This is a genomic window from Burkholderia sp. Ax-1720, from assembly GCF_011753035.1.
In the GTDB taxonomy this organism is placed as follows: Bacteria; Pseudomonadota; Gammaproteobacteria; order Burkholderiales; family Burkholderiaceae; genus Burkholderia; species Burkholderia gladioli.
On sequence record NZ_VWWK01000116.1, the window covers coordinates 1 to 23,231 of the forward strand.

Sequence of the window (23,231 nt, forward strand, 5' to 3'; positions counted from 1 at the left end):
GAGCCTGCTCGGCCAGCGCCTGACGCGCGTCGAGCTCGGCCTTGCGCGCGGCCGCGAGCTGGGAGCGGGTGGCCAGCCCGTCGTTCAGCAGCGCGACGGTGCGCGCGAGTTCGTCGCGCGCCAGCGCCGCCGCGCTTTGCGCCTGCGTCAGCGCGATCACCGCGGCCGGATCGGCTTCGACCACCAGCAGCGCGGTGCCGCGCGAGACGCGCTGCCCCGGCTGGGCGAGCACCCGCGTGACGCGGGCCATGTAGGGCAGGCTCACGGTCAAGGCGCTGCCGGCCGAGGCGGCGACGATGCCGTAGGCGACGATCAGCTCGGCGGCAGGGCCTCGCGAGACGGGCGCGAGCTGGACCGCGACGGAGGCGCCGGCGTCGGCTTGCGCGGCGACCGGAAGCAGGGCGATGGCGATCGCCAGCGCGAGGGCTGGCTGCGTGAGGCGGGCAAGGGACAGGGTAGGCATGGTAATGGAAGGGCAATGGCGGCGCGACGCGGGCGATGTCGCGCGGGGATCAACGGAAAGCGAGCGCGCGGGCGGCGGGCGTGGCGGCAGCAGCCTCGCCCGGCCGGTTTGCCGCCCGGGCATCAGGCGCGGCGTCGGTGTCGGGGATGGCGCCGCCGAGCAGGGCCTGCAGGCCGATCCGCTGTTCGGCCAGCGCCTCGCGCTGGGTCGCGATATCGATGCGGCGCGCCAGCTCGGCGGCGACGGCATCGCTCATCTGCTGCAGGGTGATGTCGTGCGCGGCGTAGGCCGCGCGCGCATGACGGGCGGCGGCGGCCAGCGCGGGCAGCGCCAGTTCCGAGCGCGTCAGCTGCGCGGCCGACAGCGCGGTATCGGCGCGCAGCTGGGCGAGGTCGGCGCGGGCCGAGGCCAGGCGTGCCGCGTATTCGTCGGCGAGCCGCTGCCGGGTGGCGGTCTCGATCGCGATATTGCCGCGGTTGCGGTTGAAGATCGGTAGCGAGAAGTTGATCTGCAGGCCGCTCGTGTAGATCTCCGAGGTGTCGCGCGCGCGGGTGAAGCCGAGCTGCAGGCTCGGGAACTGGTTCAGGATCGCCGCGCGCAACCGCTGCTCCTGGGCCGCGTAGCCGGCCTCCAGCGCGATCAGGTCGGGCCGCCGCTCGGGCAGGGCGGCCAGGGCTGCGTCGAGCGTCGCGTCGGGCAGCGCGGCGAAGGTATCGGTGCCGGTCAGGTCGAGCCGCACCTCGGGCGCCAGGCCGAGCAGCAGGTTCAGGTCATGGCGGGTTTGTTCGCGCGCATGGGCCATCTCCGCGGCCTGGCGCTCGGCATCGGCCAGGACCAGCCGGGCGGCGCTCGCCAGGTCCTCGGTCGTATCCTGTCGCGCCAGCGCGCGCTGCAAGGCGGCCAGCCTGGCGCGATTCAGTTCGCACTGCGTATCGAGCAGCGGTAGCATCGCCTCCTCGAAACGCGCCTTCACGAACAACTGCCGGGCCCGCGTCACGACCTGCCATTCCTGCCACAGCAGCGCGAGATCGAGCTTGCGGACCGTGGCATCGGCGGCCGCGCGGTTGGCGCCGCGAGTGACGATCGCCATCACGTCCATCGCCAGCCCATACGAGAACGCGCGGGCCAGGCCGAGCTGGCCGGGGTAGTCGCTCGACAGGCTGATCTGCGGGTCGGGCAGCAAGCCGGCGGCGAAGGCCTGCGCGTGCGCGATGCCGAGATCGTCGCGGGCAAGGCGCAAGTCGGGGTTGTTCGTCACCGCCAGCATCGCGACCTCGTCGATGTCGAACCCGTCGGACGGATCGAAACGATGGGCGGCCAGCGCGGGCAGCGGCATGCTGGCCGGATCGACGCTCAGGCGTGCCAGGTCGGCCGCGCCGGTCGGCTTCGCATGCCGTGCCAACGGCTGCGGCCGGTAGGACTGGCAGCCCGCCGTCAGCAGTACGCACGAGGCGGCCAGCGCGGCCAGCAGGGCCGGGGCGAACGCGGCGCGGCGGCGCGACACGCGATGGAAAATGCGAGGCAATCTAAGCTCCCTGGACTCCAGAATGACGAGCGATGGATTCTCCAGGCCCGGGCATTAAGGGAGGCTTAATTGCCTGCGGATCGGCTCGCCGCGCGGCATCCGGAATGGATCGGGGCTTGGCTTATGGCAGGCTTAAAACCGGGCGCGCGGCGAAAAAATATTGTGCTCAAGGCGTCAGCCGGCCTGGCCGATAAGCAACTGCCGAATTCCGGCATTCACTCAGGAGAATGATTCATGGCCATTCAGGCGATTTCCAGCCAGGCTGCCGGCGTGCCCGCGTCCGGCACGAATCCGCAAGCCGGCACGGCCTCGCGCGCCGGCAGCACCGCGGAGACCACCGAGACGAGCGGCAGCGCGCGCGCGGCGAGCGCCTCGACGAACGGTGCAAGTGCCGGCACCGCGTCGTACACGGTCCGGATCAGCCAGGCCGCGCATGCGGCGCTGGCGGAAGCCTCGGAAACCTCGGTGCAGACGGCGCAGGAAGCCGGTCACGGCGACCTGCAGGCGCAACACCTGCTGGCGAGGGAGCAAGCCAACCGGACCGCGTGAGCGGAGCCCGCGCGGGTGTCCATGGGATGGGCGCCCGCGCGGCCGATCTCACCTGTATTCGTTCATGCCGATCGTGACCCGGCCGGGCTTGTTCATGGCAGGCTCCACCGCGTTACGCCTCGACAGCATGCGCCTGCGGCAGGCCTGAACCGGACATTTCTAACTGGCCCAAACCGGACATTACTAAATAGCCCTGACAGACAAATTGTCGTTAATTAGGATTATGTCAAATAACGTGGAAGGCACACACCCTTGCCGAGCCTGCGTGCCTTCACCTCCATCGCATCACATCATGTCAGCGCCGTCAGGCTAACTGGAACATGCTTGTGAAACGGCGTCCTGATCAGCGGATCGCAGTTGTCGCCGGGCGTCAGGCGATTGATCTGCGGGCCGACCGGTTTCTCGCCCTGGAATCGCAGCCCGTAACCGTGCGGCAGTGTAACGAATCCGACGCGCGTATCGGCATCGATCTGGACATGCACCTCGATCTCCCCAACCCGCGAGCGGCACATGGCGCGTCCTCCATCGCTCACGCCGAAGGTTCGAGCGTCGTCCGGATGAATGCGCAGTGAGCCATGCGGGTCCTGCTTGCGCCAACCGGGATCCCGATAGATCTGGTTGGCGTTGTAGGTTCGACGCTCGCCGGCCATCAGCACGAGCGGAAATTCCGCGTTCGCCGCCGTTCCTCCGTCATCAGGCAATGCCCGCAATTGCTCGATCATTTCCGTTACGGCCAGCTGGATGCGTCCGCTCGGATGTTTGATCAAGGACCACACATCCTCCATTCGATGGCGGCTCAGCACGATGCCCTGGGGGTTGTCCAGGATGTGATTGAAGAGACGCGCGCCCAGCGTGAATTTGTTGCCCTCCAGGCCGGTCCGCAACACGGCATCGCGGTGCTTGCGCGCGAAATCGATCGTCAGCGCCAGGAGCGGCGCGGCCGACGCGAGCGCTCCCAGCCGCCGGCCCAAGGTCCGGTAGACGATGCTGGCGGCGTAAGGCGCCAGGTCGCGACGGCGTCGCAAGGTGGCAATCAGCGCCGCCATGAAGAACATGTAGTGGCCACCTCGCCGGCTGTGACGGCTGGCGAACTCGAGCAACGGCAGGCGCTTGGGAAGCTTTCCCATTTTCTCCAGCAATCGCGTGTAGATCTCCGCCTCGGGCAGCGATTCGCCCGTTGCGGGAAAAAGCGGCTGGCGCAAGTGGAAATAATTTTCCGGGAATTCCAGGTTGAATCCGGTCGCCTCGCATTTTTCGAATTGCGACGCCGCGGGCAGGACGTAATGCGCGTGACGGGCCGTTTCGGTCATGGCGACGTCGACCACCACCAGCAGGTCCAGTTTCGCGAAGGCCGCCTCCAGCGCTCCCGTATCGGAAACCGTCAGGGCCGGGTTGCCGCTGTCGACGAACATCGCGCGAATCCGCTGGTCGCCATCGTTGTCGATTTCGCTGGCCAGGATATTGGGCGGAAAGAATCCGGACACCGCGAACATCTTGTGACGCACCGAGCGCACCATCCTGGGATTGCGCTCGTCGGTATCCGTCATGACAGGCAACAGTGACGCGTGAAGATTGTTGCCGCCCTGGATGCCGAAATTGCCCGTCACCAGGAACAGCAGCTTTTCCAGCCAGGAGTTGAGCGTGCTGTTGCGGCTCTGCTGCAACCCGAGGTCGATGCGCAGGCAGGCGCGCGACGCGCGTGCATAGCCGCGCGCGACCGCCTGGACGTCAGCCAGCGAAACATCGGCCAGCGCCACGTACTGCTCGATCGGGACGGCGCGCAGCGCCTGCTCCACCTCGTCGAATCCATCGCAATGCGCGCGCAGGAAATCCCGGTCGTGCAGCCCTTCCCCGATGATGATGGCCAGCATCGCGGCCATCAGATAAGCATCCGTTCCAGGCCGCAGTTGAAGATGGATGTCGGCCAGCTTGGCGGTTTCGGTGCGGCGAGGATCGATCACCACCAGGGTTCGGTTCGGATCGCGATGGATGTGCTTCAAGGTATCGCGCGCGTTGGGAATGCCATGCGCCTGATACGGATTGGCGCCGATCACCAGCAGGTAATCGCTGTGCTCCACATCCTCGGTGGTATGGCAGCTCTGCTTGCCGAACATGCGCCCGTTCAGCCAGAAGTCGCCGGTCTTTTCCTGCGCGAGGGCGTTGTAGGCATACCAGCTTCCCATCGCCTTCATCAATTGCCGGCTATAAGGACTGCCGAGATGATTCCCCTGCCCGCCCCCGCCATACAACGCGAAGGCGGTGCCGCCATGCTGCTTGCGGATCGCATTGAGCTGCGCCGCGATCTCGTCCAGTGCCTGGTCCCAGCTCACGCGTTCGAAGCTGCCGTCGGCCAGCCGTTTGAGCGGATGGTGAAGGCGGTCGGGATGCGACTGGTAATGGGTCAGTCGCGCGGCCTTCTGGCAGATATAGCCCTTGCTGCTGGGCGTGGCTTCGTCTCCCCGGATTTTCCTGAACTGCCCTGCCTCGGTTTCCACCGACAAGCCGCAGTTGCGCGAGCACAGGATGCAGGCGGTATGTAGGGTAGACATGAGTTCTCCTGAGGAAACAGCGCTACCCAAGTTGGATAGCTTTCGCTATCCTATGAAGCCTGTAGCATTTGGTCAACGTCGCCAACCTCAAATTTTTTCACCATGCGCTACTCGCGGGAACACAAGGAGGAGTCGCGTCGCCGGCTCCTGGCCAGCAGCGGCAGACATGCGAAGAAGAACGGGTTTTCCGCCTCGGGGGTGGATGCCCTGGCGGCATCGGCCGGCGTGACGATCGGCTCGCTCTACAAGCACTTTGGTACGAAGAATGCGTTGTTCGCCAGCATCGTCGAGATGGAGATCGGGCGCACCATCGCCTGGTTCGAGAGCTTGCGAGAGCGCGGCGCCCCCGCCCTGAGCAAGGTACTGACGTCCTATGCGAGCATGGACCACCTTCGGCAACCGGCGGAAGGCTGCATGCTTCCCGCGCTCAGCGCCGAGGTGGCGCGCTCGTCCGACGAGGTCCGCGCGGCGTTCGAGGCAGGCATGCTGAGCCTCAAATCGATCATGAGCGAACTGGCCGGCTCGGATCAGGCGGCGTGGGTATTGATCGCGCAAAACGTCGGCGCGGTCATGATCGCGCGAGCCATGCTCGATGAAGACAGGCAGCGCGAACTGCTGAACGCGGTCCAGGCCGCGAACCGCGGCCTGATCGAGGCGGCGCCGGCCGCGCCCGCGCCGACCCAAGCCGATTGAGGCGGCCCCGGGGCCGACATCCTGGATGGGCGAGAGCCCGTTTGCCTCGGCTCAGCCCATCGCCGCGGCCAGTTCCTCGACCGATGGAATCGCCAGATAGGTGCCGCTGCGCTCGACCGTCAGCGCCGCCGCGCCCTGTGCCGCCGTGATCGCCCGCGCCAGGGGCTCGCCCGCTGCTAGGCCGGCGACCAGCACACCGCAGAACACGTCGCCCGCGCCCGAGGTGTCCCTGACGTTCGCCGGCACCCCGCCATGGCGCGTACTGCCCGCCGCATCCACCAACAAGCAACCGCGAGCGCCAAGCGTGACGATCACCCAGGCGGGCCCGCGCGCGAGCAGCCAGGCCGCGCCGGCCTCGACGTCCGCCATGCCCGAGATGCCGATCATCTCGCCTTCGTTCGCGATCACGCCCTCGCACCGTTGCAGAACCTCGGGGCCGTCCCAATGCCACGGCGCGGCGTTCACCACCACACGGGCGCCGCGCGCGCGCGCGTGCTCGGCCAGCGCGCCGGTGACGGCCGAGGAAAGATTGCCTTGCATCAGCAGATAGTCGCCCGGCCGCAGATCGTGCAGATGGTCCTGCAATGCTTCCGGCGGCACGGCCTGGAGGCAGCCGACGGTGGTCACGATGGCGTTCTCGCCGTCCGCCGTCACGGTCAGGATCGACATGTCGGTGGCCACCGGCAACTGCAGCATGCGCAGCGCGGCGAAGGGCTCGCGCGACAGCGCGCCGGCCAGCTCGCTGCCGCTCGCGTCGGTGCCGAGCGCCGACACGAACACCACCTCGGCGCCGGCGCGGCCGGCCGCCACCGCCTGGTTCAAGCCCTTGCCGCCCGGCGCGCGCACGATCGAGCGGGCCAGGATCGACTCGCCGGGCCGCGCCGCGCGCTCGATCGTCAAGCTCACGTCGGTGACGGCATTGCCGAGCACGTAGACACGCGTCATGAGCGTGCCCTGTCGGCCGCGCTCATGAATTCGCGCAGCCGCGCGGTGTCGACGTCGTTCCACCACAGGCCGTCATGCTTGAGGTAGCTGGCGACGATCACGGCATCGGCGATGCCGAACATGTCGCCGACGTTCTCGGGCGTCACGCCGGAGCCGACCACCACCGGCAGCGAGGTGCCGGCGCCGATCGCCTCGAGTTCGTCGAGGCTGGCGGAGTCGCCCGTGCGCTGCCCGGTCGCCACCGCCGCGTCGGCGTCGAAGAATTCCACGTCGCGCGCCAGCTCGGGAATCGAGCGATCCGCGGTGATCGCGTGCGCGCCGTGCTTGACATGGACATCGGCGAAGATCTTCACCTCGCGCGCATGCAGCCAGGACCGATAACGCGTCGCCTGCGCGGCCGGCCCCTCGACGAAACCCTCGTTGGCGATATAGGCATTGGCCCACTGGTTGACGCGGATGAACGAGGCCGAGGCGGCCTTGGCGATCGCCAGCGCCTGGATCGCGCCGTTGGCCAGCACGTTGATGCCGATCGGGCAGGACACCGCGCGCTTCACGGCGGCCGCCACCACGGTCATGGCCGCCACCGTTTCCGGGCCGATATCGCCGGGCTTGGCGAAGGGAATGTCGCCGTGATTCTCGACGATCAGCCCGTCGACGCCGCCGTTCACCAGCAGGCGCGCCTCGTTGACGGAGAACGCGACGATCTCCTCGATGCCCTGCCCCTGGTAGCGCGCCGAGCCCGGCAGCGGCAGGCAGTGCAGCATGCCGATCACGGCCTTGCGGCGGCCGAACAGGGTTTCGATGACATTGGGTTTCTGGTCGAGCACCAGCTTCTTCTGCATGATCCGTGGCTCCTGATTCCGATGATTAGGACGAGGGCTTATTGGTAGGCGGCACTATGGAAATCGATCTCCAGCGCCAGGGCTTTCGCGAACACCGCGTTCGCGCCGGCGAAATCGAAGTGTTCGTCGGGAATCGAATCGATCTGCTCGCGTAGCCAGAGCGCCTGCCGGGTGAAGGCCTCGTCGGCATGCAGGTCCACCCAGGCCCGGATGCCGGGATGGCTGATGGCCTTGCGCGCGGCCGCGCCGCACCATTCCGAATACATCCATTCCGCGCACATCATGGCGACGATCGCGTCGTGGTAGCTGCCGTTCGCGGCGATCTCGAGCATGCCGCGATCGAAGGCCCGCACCGGCTCCGGCAGCACCGCCTCGGGCGGCAGCGCGGTGATGCCGAGCCGCGCGAACATCGCCTCGAAATAGGGAATCTGCTCGGTGGCCAGCGCGTGCAGCACGCCGGCCAGCCAGCGCTTGCTGGCGAAATCGGGCGCCTTCACCAGGGCATGGCCGAAGATCGTGACGGCGGTCTCGACGAAGCGGTGCTCGTAGCGCAGGTAGTTGGCGAATACCGCGTCGGGCAGCGCGTCGGCCTGGATGTCGGCCACGAAGCGGTGCGCCTGCATGGCATCCCAATGCGCGAGGTTGTGGGCGCGCAGGCGCGCCGAATGAGTCGGATGCTCCATCATTTCCTTCCTTTGCGCGCCGAGCGCAGCTTGCCGAATACGCGCGTGTTGGACCAGATGGCGAGCAGGATGATGATCCCGGTCACGATCTGCGTGAAGAACGGCGAGACGTGCAGCAGGATCAGGCCGTTGCCGAGCGTGGCGATGGTCAGCGCGCCGAGGATGGTGCCGACCACGGTGGCCCGCCCGCCCATCAGCGAGGTGCCGCCCAGCACCACGGCGGCGATCACGTCGAGCTCGAAGCCCGAGGCCGCGTTCGAGGAGCCGGAGCCCAGCCGCGAGGCCAGCACCAGGCCGGCCAGCGCGGAAGCCAGGCCCGAGATCACGAACACCGAGGTCTTGATGCCCAGCGCGGGCATGCCCGCGCGCCGCGCCGCCTCGCTGTTCGAGCCGACCGCGATCACCTGTCGTCCGTAGCGCGTCCGGTTCAGCGTCACGTAGCCGGCCACGGCGGCCAGCACCGCGATCAGGGCCGGCACCGGAATGCCGGCCAGCGTTCCCGCGCCGAACACGTCGAAGCCGGTGCCGGGCGCGATCGGGATCGAGAAGCCCTGAGTGGCGTACAGCGCGATGCCGCGCAAGGTGGTCAGGCCGGCCAGCGTGACGATGAAGGACGGTATCGCCTGGCTGGCCGAGAACCAGCCCTGCACCCAGCCGATGCCGGCGCCGGCCAGCAGCGTGAGCACGAAGGCCAGTGGCCAGGGCAGCCCCGCCTGCATGACCAGGGCGGCCAGCGAATTGGTGAGCGCCACGATCGCGCCGACCGACAGGTCGATGCCGCCGGTCGCGATCACGAAGGTCATGGCGATGGCGACGATCATCATCGGCGCCAGTTGCCGCAGGATGTTCAGCAGGTTGGCGCCGGTCAGGAACACCGGCGTGCTCGCGCCGAACAGCAGGCAGCAGAGCACGAAGAACACCGCGATCGACGCCACCTGCGCATGCGAGAGCAGATAGTCCTGGTAGCGGGCGCCGCGCTGCCGCTCCGTGTAGGTCGAGGTATCCATCAGTGCCGTCCTCCCACGATCAGCCGGACCAGTTCCTCGAGCGAGGTATCGGCGATGCGCCGCTCCGCGACCTTGGTCCCTTCGTACATCACCGCGATGCGGTCGCACACGCGGAACAGGTCCTGCAGGCGATGCGTGATCAGCACCACCGACACGCCCTGCGCCTTGACGCGATCGATCAGCGCCAGCACCGCCTCGACCTCGGCCACCGCCAGCGCGGAGGTGGGCTCGTCCATGATCAGCACGCGCGGCTCGAACGAGGCGGCGCGCGCGATGGCGATCGCCTGGCGCTGGCCGCCCGACAGTTGCTCGACGTTCGCGCCGAGATCGGGAATGCGGATCTTCAGGTTGGCGAGCAGGCGCTCGCCCTCCTCCAGCATCTGGCGACGCCTGAGAAACCCCCTGCTGCTGATTTCCCGGCCCAGGTACAGGTTGCCGGCCACGTCGATCGCATCGCACAGGCTGAGATCCTGGTAGACCATCTCGATGTGCCGCCGCCGCGCGTCGGCGGGGTCGGCCAGCCTGACCGCCTCGCCGCCGACGAAGATCTCGCCGCTGTCGGGAATGTAGGTGCCCGCCATGATCTTGGTCAGCGTCGACTTGCCCGCCGCGTTGTCGCCGATCAGGCCCAGGCACTCGCCCGGATAGAGATCGAGATCGACGCCGCGCAGCGCCTGGAACGAACCGAAGGAGATGCGGATGTCGCGCAGCGACAGCACGGGCTGCCGCGCCGGCGCGCTGGCCGAACCCGCCGGGCTGGCCGCCGGTTCGAGGGGGTCCATGTCGCTCATCTCGGTCTCACTTCCTGAACTGGGCGCGATACGGGTCGACGCCGGCCTTGGTCACGATCGCGACCGGTACCGTGATGACGGGCTGGACGGGCTTGCCGTGCTGGATGTCGTCGAGCGCCTGGATCGACGCCGCGCCGATCGCGGCCGGATCCTGCTGCACCACGCCGAGCACCACGCCGCTGTCGAGACCGCGGATCACCTCGGCCGCCAGGTCCCAGCCGACCACCTTGATCTTCTGGTTCATGCCCTGCGCGTTGATGGCGGCGATCGCGCCGAGCATGGCCGGCTCGCCGGTGGCGTAGATGATGTTCAGGTCGGGATTGGCCGTGATCAGGTTCTCGGCCGCCGCGAGCGCCACGTCCTGGCTGTTGCGGCCGTCGACGGTGCCGGCGATCGAGATGCCGGGCGTCTTCGACCACTGGCCGACGGCGGCCTTCAGGCGCGCGTTCTGGATCGTCGAGCTGAGCGCGCCGATCACGCCGATCCTTGCCTTGCCGCCCAGTTGGCGCTTCACGTAGGCGGTGGTGAAATCGGCGATCATGCCGCCGCCCACGGCGTTGTCGACGCCTACCTGGGCCTTCTGCGGCCCGGGCGGCAGCACCGCGTCGATGCCGACCACCGGGATCCCGGCATCGGTGGCCGCCTTGATCGAGGCGCGCAGGCCGTTGACGTCGATCGCGTCGACGGCGATGCCGTTGACCTTCTGCTGCGTGTAGTCGTCCATCGCGTTGTTCTGCGCGCTGGGCGCGTCGTTCGCGTTGAACACCACCAGCTTCGCGCCTAGCTTGTCGGCCTGCTTCTGGGCACCCTCGCGCATCTGGTTGAAGTAGGTGGCCTGCTGATTGATCAGGATCAGGCTGTAGGTGGGCGCCGCCACGGCCGTGACGGCCACGGCCGACGAAGATAGTAGCAGTCCTAATATAAAATGATGAAAACGCTTCCCGCCGACGATGCTTTTCATGACGACCTCCAGGGTAAGGGTTATCGGTTTCCCGGTGACGAAACGGAGCCGCGCACGATCAGCTCGACCGGCAACCTGCATTCCGCCTGCCCGGCCGCCGCTTGCGGCTCGGCCAGGGCCAATTCCACGGCTTTCCTGCCCATCTCCCGGATCGGCTGCCGAATGGCCGTCAGGGGCGGGTTGAACAGATGCAGGGGGCCCGCATCGTCGAACACGATCAGCGACAGCTCGCCCGGCACCGACACGCCGGCCGCCTGCAGGGCTTCCAGCAGGCCGAAGGCGATTTCCCCGCTGGAGATGAAGACCGCGGTGGGGCGCTCGGGCGACTGCAGCAGCTCGGCCGCCGCCTGCCTGCCGAATTCCGGCGAATAGGCGCCGAAGCTTTCCATCACCACCTGGGCCCCGCCGGCGCCGGCCGCGTCCCGCAGGCCCTTCAGGCGCTCCGCGGTGCTGCGCAGGCGCCGCGGGCCGCCGACGAAGGCCAGGCGCCGATGGCCGAGCGAGGCGAGATAGTCGCCCGCCAGACGGCCGCCGCCTTCGTTGTCGCAGAACACTTTCGCGCAGGCGATACCCGGCACGTCCTCGTCGATCAGCACCAGGCTCGGCGCGTTGCGCAGGGCCTCGCCCAACTCGGCCGTGTCGTGATGGCCGCTGACGAACAACAGCCCGCTCACCCGGTTGCGCAGCATCCGGTCCACATAGGCGACCTCGCGCGCGGCGCTGTTGGAGGTCGCGCTCAGCAGCACGCCCTGCCCTCGCTCGTCGGCGGCCTGCTCGACAGCCGAGGCCAGCGCCGCGAAGAACGGATTGGCGATCTCCGGAATCACCAGGCCGATGGTGTCGGAACGCCCGCGCCCGAGGCTGCGCGCCAACGGGTTCGGCGTATAGCGCAGCGCGACGATCGCGGCGTCGATACGCGCCGTGGTGGCGGCCGGCAGCTTGATACCGGCGTTGAGATAGCGCGACACGGTGGACGGGGACACTCCCGCCGCCGTCGCGACATCGCTGAGACTGGCTCCGTACTTCGTTTTTGCCAAGGTTCCCTCTAGGAAAACGCTTTACTAAATCGCTTTCCTATTCGAATTGGCCATAATCGCCGTGTCAAGAAGAATCCTTGTCTGGAGAATGGCGCCGGCCTCGAGCGGTGGCGGATGGGCTGAAGCTGTTCAGCCGAGGAGAACTAGGGGGAGAAAGCCTCGACGCGACGCTCGCCGTCGCGATGCAAGGCGTGGCCTGGCCCTGGAGATGAGCCGGGTGCCGGCTTCCAGGTCGGCTCTTGGAAGGCAAACGTATCCAGGCCCGCGCTCGCCTCCGGAGGTGCCGGCGAGCGCGGGTTTGCTGCCTTACTTCATTTTCCAGCTGGTGGCCTTGACGATATCCGCGTCACAGTTCCTGAGGTTCGAGAGCCCCTCGTTGAGCAGGCTGTCCCATTGCTTGACGCGATTCAGGCCATTCGGCGCCTGGTTGAAATGGCTCGTATCGACGACCTTCGAACGTTCCGCGTGGAAGGCATTCATGAAGGTCTTTTCGTCGGCGCTGTTCGGCACCCGCTTGAGCAGCCCCAACAAGGCATTGGGGCTGGCGTCCACCCCTTGATTGAGCGCCGTGTCGACGAAGGAGCCGATCGTCAGGGCGCTGCCGAAGCCGCGGTTGCGCGCTTCCTGGACGCTGGGCTGGATATAGACCGTGTAGAAGGTTCGCCACATCGCCTCCCGCCAGGCCGGGTTGTTCTGCAAGCCGTTGACCTTGGCGCAGAAATCCTTCTTCTTGCCGTCGATCTTCAGGATCGGTCCCGACATCGTGCCGGTCGCGCCGATGCGCGCGAGGCCGCCTTCGACCGACGGCGTCGCGGCGCCGCTCGCCGCGTCGAAGTTCCTGAACAGCGTCGGGCCGTCGGGATCGCCGTCATTCGGGCCGCCGGTGGTGGCGCCGAAGATGCCGATCGTGAATCCGCGATCGTCGCCGATGTCCTCGCAGTAGCCGTACACGTTGGTCCACGTGAGGGAGTCCTGCTCGGACTTGTTGACCAGCTTCATGATGTTGTCCCACTGCTCGCCGTCGAGGCCGGTCGACGTCTGCAGGAACTGCAAGGTCGCGGGCGAGAAATGGCCATTGTGGTCGAGGTCGTCCGGCGTCAGCTTGGCGGGCTTGCAGGCCGCCCCGATCACCCAGGGCTGGCCGCTGCCGTCGGCCCCGCTCGCCATGTCGGGTGTATTGCCCTGGCTGCGGTAGGCCGCGATGTAATTGCGGTTCTGGTAGCTGACGACGTTACCGGTATCGTAGGTGGCCGTTGCCGCCCACGGTGAATTGCAGACCTCGACCTTGGTCGCGGCCGACTGCTGCGCCGACGCCGACGAGGAAGCCAGCAACATGATGGCTGCGCACGGCGCGAAAACGGCCCCCAAACCACGCGGAATGGACTTCATATCTATGATCTTTGAATAATCGTTGTGTGTTATCGGAAGGGTGGATTTTATTTATCAATTCCCGCCCTGTCCGTCGCTGCCGGATTCGTTTTATTATTGAGAACCCGAATTTAATTATCGTAATAATTGCAAATTTAATTCCGTGATTTTGCGAAAAAATGTATCAAAAAGCGAAAGGCGACGATTCCCGATCAAGATTGCCGTGTGGCGATGCTTTAATTGATTCGAATTTCCAGGGAGAGATAAACCAGTCAGTCCATCGCTGGTTGAAATTGATTATGATTCGGCGCCAGGGGCGCGGAATCACCCGCCTCCGCGGCCCGGCGCCACGAACTCATAAGCACTCGCTTCACAGAACACGCTCGACCGCGCACGGCGATGGATTTACCATTTCCAACCCGGGTCGCGCGATCCGGCGTGAGATATCCCCACCTTTCCAGGAAAATCCATAAATGACCACGACATTAATCCCCGGCAATACGCTCATCACGCCATCCCCGGAGGAAGGGCGCCAGCTCGCGATGAAAATGGCGCGCCTCGTCATCAAGGCGACCCAGCCCGACGAGGCCGTCCGCAACCAGCTCCGCGACGTCTATGCGAACGACGCCGCGATGCTGCTGCAAGTGGGGCAGATCGTTGCCGCCGAATTCGCGACGATCGCCGCGGCCAATAACTACTGGCGCGCCTGAACGGCATGAATGGCCGGCACCCGCTCGCCGCGGGCCGGCCCGCGTGACACCTCGACATCGACGGCAGTCCCCTCTGCCGCCTGGACGCAGCGTCCAAGCTTGCTGCCTTGTCCCGCCACGGCAAATCTGAAAACCTCCCTCCGGCAAGACGTTCGAACCTGTCCATCGGAGCGTATTCGAGATGTTTTCAAGCCTGGCACCGTTGTTCTTCGTGCTCATCTGGTCCACGGGGCTCGTCGTCGCGAAAGCGGTGGTGCCGCATGCCTCGACGGACCTGTTCCTGCTGGTGCGCATGCTGCTGAGCGCGGGCCTGCTCGGCGCGCTGGCGCTGGCGGCCCGCGAGCGCTGGCCACGTGGCCGGCAGTTGGCGAGCCACCTGCTGGCCGGTGCGCTGCTGCACGGCGTCTACCTGAGCGCGGCCTACTGGACGGTCGGGCATGGCATGCCGGCCGGCGTGATGTCGCTGATCGGCAGCATGCAGCCGATCGTGACGGTGCTCGCGATGTTCTTCATTTTCGGCGAACGTCCGGCGCCGCGGACCGTGGCCGGCCTGGCGATCGCGATTGCCGGCGTGGTGTGCGTGCTGATGCCGGCCGTGGCGGGCACCGGCACGACGGCGCAGCACTTCGGCGTGCTGGCCGTGGCGGTCGCGATCGTCTCGGTAACGGGCATGACCGCCGGCACCATGATCCAGCGCGGCCGGCTCGCCGGCGACGGCGTGCGCGTGTCGGCCAGCGTGCAGAACGCCGGCGGCGCGATGGTGGCCCTCGCGGGCATGTTGCTGGGCGGCGGGTATCGCTGGGACGGCACGCCCACGCTGTGGCTGGGCCTGGCCTGGTCGGTGGTGGGCCTGTCGGTCGGCGCGGTGCTGTTGCTGGTGTGGATGGTGCGCGTGCACGGCGCGACCAGGATGAGCACCCTGCTGCTTGCCGTGCCGGCCCTGGCCGCCGCCGAGGCATGGGCCCTGTTCGGCGAGAAGCTGAGCGCGCTCCAGATGCTGGGCTTCGTGCTCGCCCTGGCCGGCGTGGTGCTCGCCCGCCGGGCCGCGGCGCCCTCGCCGCTCAAGCCGGCGCCGGCCGGCTCGCTCGAGATCCAGCCAGGCGCGGCCGCCTCGCGCAAGTAGAGCTTCGCGCCCGGCTCGCTCCCGACCTCGGGCTCGAACGTCCCCCGCCAGGAACCGGGGACGCCCGAGCCCGGCACGGCACTTAGAGGCCCACGAAAGCCGGCAAGGGCTTGAAGTCGGCGCCGATCTGGTTCGGGATGACGCCCAGTTGCTCGGTGGGCGCCTTCAGGCGATTGGCCCACAGCGTCGGAAAACCGAAGGTCTTCGCGCCGGCGGCATCCCAGCCCGCGAAGGCGACGAAGGCGATCTGCTCGCGCGGCAGGCCGAAGGCATCGATGCCCATCTGGTACGAGCGCGGATCGGGCTTGTAGGCCTTGACCAGATCGGTTGACAGCAGGTGGTCGAACACGCCGCGCAGCTCCGGATTGTTCCTGACGCCGGCCTCCAGCATCGGCAGCGAGAAGTCGGTCAGCGGCGCCAGGCCGATGCCGTGCGCCTTCAACTGCTTCAGCGCCGGCACCACGTCCGGCCAGACCTTCAGGTTCAGGAACCCGGCCAGCAACTGCTGGCGCTGCTCCGGCGCGAGGCTGGCCTTCTCCGCTTCTTCCGTGAACTGCAGCGCGTCGGCGCTGATCTGCACGAAATCGACATAGCTGCCCATCAGGGTCCGCAGCCAGGTGTAGTCGAATTGCCGGGCACGCCAGGTGGCCACGAAGGCGGCGCCCCGGCCCGGCAGGAACTGCTCCACCATGGCGAAGATCGGGCGCGGATCGAACAGCGCCAGGCCGTCGAAGCCCACTGCCTTGATTCCGTTGCTTGCCGCCCAGGCCGGGATTGCCGTGCTTGCCGCGCTGGCCAGGGCCGCGGTCACGAAGTTGCGTCGATTCATGGTTTGCCTTTGCTGATGTCGAACATCGGTGGAGGATTGGATGGGACGAACCGGAAGCGGGCTTGCCGGCGCGAAGGCGCGGCGCGCACGACGGCGCGCCGATTCGCGTGGGTTCGCGAATCGGCCCCGGTACGTCGGTGAAAAGGAAAGGTTTCGGCCTGGGCTTGGACCTGGGCTGTGGCCTGGGTTTGGGCCTTAACGCCGGACTTCGATGGTGTCGAACGACTGACGCCGATAGATCAGCGCGGAAACCGCCCAGCTCAGGATGAAGATGCCGATGATGGCGTAGCCGAGCGTGCCGAAGTTGTCGTTGAGCGCGCCGATGGCATCCCAGAAGGCGCCGCTCACCTTGGCGTGGTTGGCGACCAGCCCTAGCGCCTCCACGCCGCCGACCACCACCGCCGCGATCACCGAGATCAGCGTGATGGTCATGTTGTAGTAGATCTTGCGCAGCGGCTTCATGTAGGCCCAGCCATAGGCGCCCAGCATCAGGTGGCCGTCGAGCGTGTCGATCAGGGACATGCCCGCGCTGAACAGGATCGGGAACACCATGATCGCCCACGGCGACAGCCCTTGCGCCGCCTGGTTGCCCGAGATGCCCAGCAAGGCGATCTCGGTCGAGGTGTCGAAGCCCAGCCCGAACAGGAAACCGAGCGGGTACATGTGCCAGCTCGCGCCGATCACGCGGAACACGCGCCGGAACATGCGCGAGAAGAAACCGCGCTCGGCCAGCAGCGCGTTGAAATCGTCGTCGTGGTAGGCGCCGCCGCTGCGCACGCGAATCCAGGTCTTGACGATCGAGCGCAGGATGATCAGGTTCATCGCCGCGATCGCCAGCAGGAAGCCGGTCGACACCGAGGTGCTGACGATCGAGCCGATCGCCTTGTAATGGGCGAAGCGCCCGTTCAGCGCCGTGGCGACCACCGCCACCGCCGCCGAGGCCAGGATCACCACGCTGGCATGCCCGAGCGAGAAGAACAGCCCCACCGTCACCGGCCGCTGGCCGTCCTGCATCAGCTTGCGCGTGACGTTGTCGATGGCCGCGATGTGGTCCGCGTCCACCGCGTGACGAAGGCCGAAGCCATAGGCCAGCAAGGCGGTGCCCAGCACCACCGGATGATGCCGGAACGCCATGAAGGCCCACAGCCACGCGAGCAGGTTCAGGCCGATCAGGAATGCATAGGTCGCAAGCAGCTTGCGCCTTACCGTTTCATCCGACTGGCTGAAGATGCCGATGAATCGCGAGATCATGCTGCGTCCTTGTTTGCGTCGCCCGGCGACGACGGGCGAATTCGAGGTTCGAAGCGGCGCGGCCATGCCGATCGCACGAGCGCGCCGCGCATGCCGCTCAGACCGGCACGCCGAGCCGCAGCGACACTTCCTTGTGCTTGCGGCCGATTTCGTCGGGGTTGAGGATGCCCTTCTGCATCAGGCAATTCGAGGCCGACACGATCCACTTCTCGTAGTAGGTCAGCTTCGCCGCCATCTCGGTGCCGATTTCCTCGGTACCGCGGCGCTTCTCCTCGGTATTGACGATCTTGTGGAAATCAAGCACGTCCAGCAGCGCGTGGCAGCGCTTCTCCCAGGGCAGCAGCGGATGTTCGACGATCTGCACGGGCTCGTGGGCGCCGGTGCCGCCGAAGTCGTTGGGCAGCTTCTTCACCAGCATCGAGGTATCGGTCATGGGTGTCTCTCCTGTTAGATGCGCGGTACCGACACGCCGATCATCGTATCGCGCGTTGCCAGCTTGACGAGTTGCTCCTCGGTGTAATGCTCGGTGCCCTTGGGGCGCAGCGGCAGCACCAGGTAGCGCAGGTTCGAGGTCGAGTCGTTGACGCGCACCTCGACGTGCTCGGGAATCCGGGTGCCGAATTCCTCCAGCACGGCGCGCGGCTCGCGCACCGCGCGCGAGCGGTAGGGCTTGCTCTTGTACCAGTCGGGCGGCAGGCCCAGCACCGGGCGCGGATAGCAGGAGCACAGCGTGCAGACGATCAGGTTGTGCACCGTCTCGGTGTTTTCCAGCACCGTGAAGGTGGTGTCGTCGTACATGGAGATGCCCATCTCCTCGGCCGCCGCGTTGCCGTCCGCCAGCAGCCGGGCCTTGAAGGCCGGATCCACCCAGGCGCGCGCCACCAGGCGCGAGCCGAGGATCGGCGAGCGCGAGTCGAGCACCTCGATCTGGTGGCGAACCTCGTCCGCCGTGATCAGCTCGCGCTCGATCAGCAACTCGCGAATCGCGATTTCCAGGATTTCGTAATAACCCGGTTGCTCGTTGTTCTCGATGGCCGCGTGCTCGGAATGGTCCGAATGGTCGTGCGTATGATCGTTTGCCATGTTTCGCCTTTATGCCTTTTCAAGCCAATTTTCAAAAATCTCGAGTTGCAGCGTGTCCGTCGGCGCGCCCTGGTTTTCCGGCCAGAGATCCTTTTGCGAGAAACGCACCTGGTAAAGCCAGAGCTGGCTGCCGGCGTTATGGCCGAATGCCTCCTGCTCGGGATTGATGTACTGCTCGACCACCCTCACCACCTGGCCGGGTTTGCCGCGCAGATAGAACGGCGTGCGGTAATGGCCGATCGGATAGCGGACCGACACCCTGACGTGGTCGCCCACCTGGAACGGCGACACCCGCCCTTCGCGATTGACGATGCCGGGAATCCTGGCGATGTGCGAAGCCGCGGCGGCGTGGGCCGGGGCGCCGAACGCGATCGCCGCGCCGCCGGCCACCAGCGACTTCAGCAGCGTCCTGCGGGCCGGCGAGCTTTCGTGGTTCGCCGAATGGGCGGGGTGAAGCGAGGGAGAATCATTGATCGACATGGCTGCCACCTTTCGAGGATACAGGCCTGAAAATCCTGTTTACCGCTAATGACGCAAAATCCGGAATCCAGGCGCGACGGTAATGATTGGTATGGGAACTCGATCGAAACCGCCATTGCCGATATCGTCGGCAAGCGGCGGATTCGATTCGATGCGTTTTTCGATTTCCAGCTGGAAATTGTTTCCGAATCGATATTTTCAGATTTGCCATGTCGAAACAAGGCACGAATCTTGGAAGCAGCGTCTAAGTCGGACCAAGCGCGGAAATGGACGGAAATGGCCCGGCGGCGGCCTGGGAATGGCCGCTGGAATCGGTTCGGAAAATGCCCCGCGGGCCGCGCGCGAAGTGATCGGCGCGGCCGCGAATCAAGGATCAGGGCTGGCGGGAAGGTGCGGCGGGAGAGTCGGGCGAGGACGGCGCGAGGGCGTAGGCCATGGCACGGCCGGATGGCGTGCCCGTGTCAGTGACCGAGGTTGGTTTCGCAATCTTCCCAGTACCGCAGCGGATCGCGGTGCTGCGGATAACGCTCGTTGAGCCAGCCCGTCAGGCGGCTCCATTCCGGGTGGCGGGAGCCGATCAGCGAGGACCAGATCTCCGAGCGTTCGAGGATCTTGCCGCTCGCGCGATCGCGGATCAGCAGGCTGCCGAGGCCGCTCGAGCTGTTGGTCTGCGATTCGACCTGGTAGCGCGGCAGGATCCGCAGTTCGGCGTCCTCGGCCCAGCCGTAGACGGCGCGAACCGTGTTCGCGGGGTCGCGCAGCTCGATCGGGCCGCTGGCCGGACGAATCGCCTTCCAGCCTTCCGGGAACTCGACGACGATCTCGTGGCCGCCTTCGCGCACCAGCTTCACGCGCCAGGCGCGTGCCATCGCCTCGCGCAGGCGGGCCGCCGACTCGTAGCCGGACGGCAGTTCGACCGCCATCGGCAGGGTGACCAGACTGTCCTTCCAGAGCCGGCTTTCGTCGGCGGCGCGCTCGATGGTCTCGAATCCGCTGCCTTCGAAGGGATTCACCGGCCGGCTCGACGCGCTCGTGCTGATGCTGCCACCGGGTAAGCCCGAAAAGAGACGCTCGGCGTCCTGTCGGGTCAGTTTTGTCTTTCCTTTTTTCATCAGTTCTTTTTGTGCCACGATCTCGATTACCTCGGGCCCGTGCCGGATACCGGCACCGCGCCCCTTTTTACGGGCGCCCGAATGGGCCCGAAGCGCCATTTTGCACGCATATTACCGGCTTGCCGGCCTCGGTGGGGCCGAGATGCGTAGAAGAATGGCCTGGCACCGGGCGGGGACACGGCGCCGAGCGCCCGGCTGCGATGTCCCCGCCCGCTTCTCAGCGCACGGCCCGTGCCCGGGATTGTCCGCAGCCGCCCACCTCGCATCGGCTCTCGCGCTCGGCGAGCAGCCGTTTCGCCGAGTCCGCCATGACCAGCACCGAGGCCGCCAGGATCACGGTGTCCTTGATGATCAGGCGGCCGTGCTCGGAGAGGAAGGGAAAGCCGTGCTGCGCGTCGCCCAGCGCTGGCACCCAGGTTTCCGGCGTGCTCGCCAGGAACGACAGCGTGACGAAGGGCGTGAGAAACGACAGCAGCCCGCCGAGCAGGCCCAGCTTGCGCGATGCGACGTTCGACAGCACCAGCAAGCCGATCAGGATCTCCAGCATTCCCAGGCCGCGCGAAAAGGCATAGGTGTTGTTGTCCCGCTGCCAGGCGCGTTGCTCGGGCACCAGTTGCCCTTCCTTCGTCATGTGCCGGGCGTAATCCTCGGGATGCTTGTAGAAGAATTCCATCACGGGACTTTGCGCCACCAGCGGCGTGATGCTGTCGGCCTCGTAAGGCACGAACTTCAGCGCGCCGATCCAGAGAAACACGATGGCGATCGAGATGCGGACCAGGTTGACGCCGAAACGATCGGCGCGGCTGGTGACCTTCAGGAAATGGATATAGGCATTCATGTACGTTTCAAACCACGGCGAGGAAAGTCTAGAGGAGCGCGGACATCCACCATGCCGCGCTCCCGTCCCGGATCAGCTGCCAAAGTAGACCGGCTTCAGGCCGCTGTTCTCGTCCGCGGCGATGCCGCGATTCGCGCCGCCGGCTTCCGAGCGCGCGGCCGGGTTGGCGCCGTAGCCCGCCGCGCCCTCGCCTTGCCGGTTGGCGGCGATGCGTTGCTCCGCGGCCTGCAGTTGCGTCGGGTAGCTGTTGTCCTCGCCACGGCCCACGTTGTAGCCGGCCTCGTGCAGCTGCACGATCTCGGCGCGTACCTGGGCGCGCGTCAGCGTGCCGGCCTGGGCGTTGGCGGTGCCGGCGGCGAATGCCGCGACGAGGGTGGTGGCGGCGACGAACACGGGGATAAAGCGCTTCTTCATGATCTTCTCCATCTGGCAAATTAGGTGTGCGTACAACCTTGTCGGCTCGACATGCTGGATCGATGCCGCCGGGTTGCCGGGATGCGTCGTGCTTGGTGATCGCATGAGCACACTGTAGTTGCCGGGCCGTCGCGCTTGAATGCCGGGCAAGCTCAACAAGATGCCCGTTCGTCTCACGATGGGGATCCGGAGCCAAAGCACCGCCGGCGCTTCGTGCGAGCCCTTCATTTTCATTTCGGCGAAGCGGCTCGCCAGCGGATTGAAAGGCTTCGCCGATCGGCACGAAGCCGGCCGCCGAGGGCTGGAGCCCGCGTCACGCAAGGGGCGCACAGACTGTTACATAAAGCGCGCCGCATCTCGTGCACGAAGCCTCGCGGAGGATCGTTATGCTCACTGTGGCCGCCGCGCCAGGCTTTCGTTTCCGTCAGGTCGAGATGGCCGCCACCCGGCAACACCGCTGCCGCAAGCCCGGGCTCACTCCGATGAACGACAAGCACAAGATCATGAAAGACACCCTGCCGCCTCGTCACCACCCCGCTCGCGCGATCGTCGCGTCCACGCTCGTGATCGCCCTGCTCGGCCTCGCCGCCTGCAACCGGAAGAGCGATGACGCGCCGCCGGCCGCCGCGGCCAGCGCCGCGAGCGCGCCGGCCGCTTCCGACGCGCAGCCGGCACCGGCCGCCTACACGCCGCCGAGCGCCGACCAGCTCTACCAGATGGTGGCGCCGATCGCGCTGTTCCCGGACAAGCTGGTGGCGCTGGTCCTGGCCGGCGCCACCTACCCCGACCAGGTCACCGCCGCCAATACCTGGCTCGGCCAGAATCCGACGCTCAAGGGCGCCGACCTGACGGCCGCCGCCGACGCGCAGCCCTGGGACCCTTCGGTCAAGGCGCTCACGGCCTTCCCGGCGGTGCTCTCGCAGATGGCCTCGAACATCGAATGGACCACCGCGCTCGGCCAGGCCTACTACCACGATCCGAACGACGTGCTGAACGCGATCCAGGTGATGCGCCAGCGTGCGCAGAAGGCGGGCCACCTGAGTTCGGGCAGCCAGCTGCACGTCACCCAGGTGGCGCAGGCCGCGCCGCCGCCGTCCTACACGCCGGCGCAAAGCGGCCCGGCGATCTACGAGGGGCCGCCGATCGTGCCGCCGCCGCCCCAGACCATCGTGATCGAGCCAGCCCAGCCCGATACCGTCTATGTGCCGGCCTACAACCCGGCGGTGGTTTACGGCGAACCGGAGGTCTACCCCGGTTACGCCTACCGGCCGAGCTACGACACCGGCGCGGTGGTCACCGCGGGCGTGCTGTCGTTCGGGGTGGGGATCGCCGTGGGGGCGCTGTTCAGCCATCACGACTGGGGCTGGCATTCGTGGGGCGTGAACTGGGGCGCGCCGCATCCGGGCGGCCCGGCCTGGGGCAACCGGGAACGGCCGGCGGTGGTGTACAACCACACCACCTACATCTCGAAGTCGACCACCGTGATCAACAACATCCACAACACGCGGATCACGAACAACGTCACCAACAACTACGGCAACACCACCAACAACGTCGGCAACCTGGTCAATCGCGGCGCGCCGCCGGCCGGCGTGGCCGCCGCGCAGCAGATGCGCGAACAGCAGGCCGCGCGCGAGCAGCAGATGCGCGAGCATCCGGGGGCGCCGCATCCCGCTCCGTCGGCGATGTCGATGCCGCATTTCGGCGCCAACGATACGCGGCCGGGCGAACGGCCCGAGCCGCATCCCGACGCGAATCGTCCGAACGAGATGGCCGCGCATGCCGGCCCGGGCGAGCCGCATCCGGGTGAGGCGCGGCGCGTCGAGCGCAACGAGGCGGCCCAGGGCGGCGCCCATCCGCCCGCCGAGGGCCGCGCGCCCGAAAACGTCCCGCATCCGCCCGCCAACGCGAACGCGATGCACGGCCCGAATCCGGCGAACGGCGAGATGCGCGAGATGCCCGGCATGCCGATGCACCA

23 protein-coding genes and 1 pseudogene are annotated in these 23,231 nt (G+C 66.9%); 5 read left to right on the forward strand and 19 right to left on the reverse strand.

Annotation, left to right across the window (positions count from 1 at the left end; all coding sequences use genetic code 11):
* Positions 1–463, reverse strand: a pseudogene (locus F3J18_RS25545) (efflux transporter periplasmic adaptor subunit); the annotation flags it as partial.
* 49 nt (positions 464–512) lie between these two features.
* A complete protein-coding gene (locus tag F3J18_RS25550; RefSeq protein WP_166914901.1) occupies positions 513–1,988 on the reverse strand; it encodes a TolC family protein in 1,476 nt (491 codons plus the stop codon).
* Positions 1,989–2,222: 234 nt separating this feature from the next.
* Here F3J18_RS25550 and F3J18_RS25555 point away from each other — a divergent pair, with 234 nt between their 5' ends.
* Entirely contained in the window at positions 2,223–2,537 is a 315-nt protein-coding gene (locus F3J18_RS25555) for a hypothetical protein (protein ID WP_025102016.1), read from the forward strand.
* A 290-nt stretch (positions 2,538–2,827) separates the two neighbouring features.
* Here F3J18_RS25555 and F3J18_RS25560 read toward each other — a convergent pair whose 3' ends face one another.
* Positions 2,828–5,086, reverse strand: coding sequence for a molybdopterin-dependent oxidoreductase (locus tag F3J18_RS25560; RefSeq protein ID WP_166914903.1), 2,259 nt, complete (start codon positions 5,084–5,086; stop codon positions 2,828–2,830).
* 102 nt (positions 5,087–5,188) lie between these two features.
* On the opposite strand from F3J18_RS25560, the gene F3J18_RS25565 reads away from it, so the two are divergent.
* Positions 5,189–5,779, forward strand: a complete 591-nt coding sequence (locus F3J18_RS25565) for a TetR/AcrR family transcriptional regulator (RefSeq protein WP_105827340.1) — start codon at positions 5,189–5,191, stop codon at positions 5,777–5,779.
* A 51-nt stretch (positions 5,780–5,830) separates the two neighbouring features.
* On the opposite strand, the gene F3J18_RS25570 is transcribed toward F3J18_RS25565, so the two are convergent.
* From F3J18_RS25570 to F3J18_RS25605, 8 genes are all read right to left on the reverse strand, one after another.
* Positions 5,831–6,724, reverse strand: a complete 894-nt coding sequence (locus F3J18_RS25570; protein ID WP_166914905.1) for a ribokinase — start codon at positions 6,722–6,724, stop codon at positions 5,831–5,833.
* The gene (locus tag F3J18_RS25575) at positions 6,721–7,566 is read right to left on the reverse strand and encodes a BtpA/SgcQ family protein (protein ID WP_025100112.1); all 846 of its coding nucleotides are present in this window, start codon (positions 7,564–7,566) and stop codon (positions 6,721–6,723) included. Before F3J18_RS25575 ends, F3J18_RS25570 begins: the two co-directional genes overlap by 4 nt.
* A gap of 38 nt (positions 7,567–7,604) precedes the next feature.
* Entirely contained in the window at positions 7,605–8,249 is a 645-nt protein-coding gene (locus tag F3J18_RS25580; RefSeq protein WP_240154654.1) for a TenA family protein, read from the reverse strand.
* A complete protein-coding gene (locus tag F3J18_RS25585; RefSeq protein WP_166914909.1) occupies positions 8,249–9,256 on the reverse strand; it encodes an ABC transporter permease in 1,008 nt (335 codons plus the stop codon). The genes F3J18_RS25580 and F3J18_RS25585 overlap by 1 nt, the downstream gene beginning before the upstream one ends.
* A complete protein-coding gene (locus tag F3J18_RS25590) occupies positions 9,256–10,038 on the reverse strand; it encodes an ATP-binding cassette domain-containing protein (RefSeq protein ID WP_063617792.1) in 783 nt (260 codons plus the stop codon). Before F3J18_RS25590 ends, F3J18_RS25585 begins: the two co-directional genes overlap by 1 nt.
* Before the next feature lie 16 nt (positions 10,039–10,054).
* Complete coding sequence (locus tag F3J18_RS25595; protein WP_166914911.1) at positions 10,055–11,008, reverse strand: substrate-binding domain-containing protein; 954 nt, start codon at positions 11,006–11,008, stop codon at positions 10,055–10,057.
* A 20-nt stretch (positions 11,009–11,028) separates the two neighbouring features.
* Positions 11,029–12,045, reverse strand: a complete 1,017-nt coding sequence (locus F3J18_RS25600; RefSeq protein WP_025100117.1) for a LacI family DNA-binding transcriptional regulator — start codon at positions 12,043–12,045, stop codon at positions 11,029–11,031.
* A 306-nt stretch (positions 12,046–12,351) separates the two neighbouring features.
* On the reverse strand, positions 12,352–13,380 hold the full coding sequence (locus tag F3J18_RS25605) for a chitosanase (RefSeq protein ID WP_166914913.1): 1,029 nt from the start codon (positions 13,378–13,380) through the stop codon (positions 12,352–12,354).
* Positions 13,381–13,886: 506 nt separating this feature from the next.
* On the opposite strand from F3J18_RS25605, the gene F3J18_RS25610 reads away from it, so the two are divergent.
* A complete protein-coding gene (locus tag F3J18_RS25610; protein ID WP_025100119.1) occupies positions 13,887–14,123 on the forward strand; it encodes a hexameric tyrosine-coordinated heme protein in 237 nt (78 codons plus the stop codon).
* Positions 14,124–14,304: 181 nt separating this feature from the next.
* On the forward strand, positions 14,305–15,246 hold the full coding sequence (locus F3J18_RS25615) for a DMT family transporter (protein ID WP_025100120.1): 942 nt from the start codon (positions 14,305–14,307) through the stop codon (positions 15,244–15,246).
* A gap of 82 nt (positions 15,247–15,328) precedes the next feature.
* Here the strand turns inward: F3J18_RS25615 and F3J18_RS25620 are convergent, their stop codons facing one another.
* The 8 genes from F3J18_RS25620 to F3J18_RS25655 form a co-directional block, all read right to left on the reverse strand.
* Positions 15,329–16,075 carry a haloacid dehalogenase type II gene (locus F3J18_RS25620; RefSeq protein WP_166914915.1) on the reverse strand — a complete coding sequence of 249 codons (747 nt, stop codon included), beginning with the start codon at positions 16,073–16,075 and terminating at the stop codon, positions 15,329–15,331.
* A 195-nt stretch (positions 16,076–16,270) separates the two neighbouring features.
* On the reverse strand, positions 16,271–17,326 hold the full coding sequence (locus tag F3J18_RS25625; RefSeq protein ID WP_166914916.1) for a HoxN/HupN/NixA family nickel/cobalt transporter: 1,056 nt from the start codon (positions 17,324–17,326) through the stop codon (positions 16,271–16,273).
* Positions 17,327–17,423: 97 nt separating this feature from the next.
* Positions 17,424–17,759 carry an SH3-like domain-containing protein gene (locus tag F3J18_RS25630; RefSeq protein WP_025100123.1) on the reverse strand — a complete coding sequence of 112 codons (336 nt, stop codon included), beginning with the start codon at positions 17,757–17,759 and terminating at the stop codon, positions 17,424–17,426.
* A 14-nt stretch (positions 17,760–17,773) separates the two neighbouring features.
* Positions 17,774–18,409, reverse strand: coding sequence for a nitrile hydratase subunit alpha (gene nthA / locus F3J18_RS25635; protein WP_166914918.1), 636 nt, complete (start codon positions 18,407–18,409; stop codon positions 17,774–17,776).
* A gap of 9 nt (positions 18,410–18,418) precedes the next feature.
* A complete protein-coding gene (locus F3J18_RS25640; protein WP_166914925.1) occupies positions 18,419–18,889 on the reverse strand; it encodes an SH3-like domain-containing protein in 471 nt (156 codons plus the stop codon).
* Positions 18,890–19,350: 461 nt separating this feature from the next.
* Positions 19,351–20,001, reverse strand: a complete 651-nt coding sequence (locus F3J18_RS25645; RefSeq protein ID WP_025100126.1) for a hypothetical protein — start codon at positions 19,999–20,001, stop codon at positions 19,351–19,353.
* A 217-nt stretch (positions 20,002–20,218) separates the two neighbouring features.
* Positions 20,219–20,839, reverse strand: coding sequence for a reactive chlorine resistance membrane protein RclC (gene rclC / locus F3J18_RS25650; protein ID WP_166914920.1), 621 nt, complete (start codon positions 20,837–20,839; stop codon positions 20,219–20,221).
* A 72-nt stretch (positions 20,840–20,911) separates the two neighbouring features.
* A complete protein-coding gene (locus tag F3J18_RS25655) occupies positions 20,912–21,253 on the reverse strand; it encodes a DUF4148 domain-containing protein (RefSeq protein ID WP_166914922.1) in 342 nt (113 codons plus the stop codon).
* A gap of 503 nt (positions 21,254–21,756) precedes the next feature.
* On the opposite strand from F3J18_RS25655, the gene F3J18_RS25660 reads away from it, so the two are divergent.
* Positions 21,757–23,231 (forward strand): DUF3300 domain-containing protein (locus F3J18_RS25660; RefSeq protein ID WP_166914924.1); only part of this gene is annotated, 1,475 nt, incomplete at its 3' end.